Here is a 570-nt window from a genome sequence, read left to right on the forward strand (position 1 = left end):
TCCACACCCTCCCTCGCACGTCGTAAGGCGAAGCGTCCGAGCAGCGTCATGGTGTGGCGAGGGGACCACCTTGGGACCTTCCTCGATCACGTCGAACAGCACCGGCTCTACGCGCTTTTCTACGTCGCTGCGCACACGGGCATGAGGCGAGGGGAAGTGTGCGGCCTTCGTTGGGCAGACGTGGACATGGACGCGGGAACGATCACGATTGAGCGCCAGCTAGTCAACGTCGTGGGCAAGGTTCAGGAGGACTCGCCCAAGTCCAGCGCGTCAGGTCGCGTCGTCGCCATCGGCAAGGAGGGTGTGGAAGTCCTCAAGGCCCATCGCGCTCGCACGAATGCTGATCGTCTCGCCTGGGGGCCTGCCCACTCCCACACCTCCCGAGTGTTCGTGCGCGAGGACGGGACAGACCTCGATCCCTCGTGGCTCCTGAAGGAGTTCCAGCGCCAGGCATTCAAGGCCGATCTGCCGCCTGTGCGATTTCACGACCTGCGCCACGCGGCAGCGTCCCTGATGCTGGCCTCTGGTTCGTCCATGAAGGTCGTCTCGACCGTCCTCGGGCATTCGTCC

The 570-nt window shown here is 64.6% G+C and carries 1 protein-coding gene; it reads left to right on the forward strand.

The features are described 5' to 3' along the window. Positions 1 to 48 precede the first annotated feature (48 nt). The coding region (locus H483_RS37775; RefSeq protein ID WP_017838608.1) for a site-specific integrase at positions 49 to 570 on the forward strand (522 nt) is incomplete at its 3' end.

It is taken from the genome of Dietzia sp. UCD-THP (genome assembly GCF_000349585.1).
In the GTDB taxonomy this organism is placed as follows: Bacteria; Actinomycetota; Actinomycetes; order Mycobacteriales; family Mycobacteriaceae; genus Dietzia; species Dietzia natronolimnaea_A.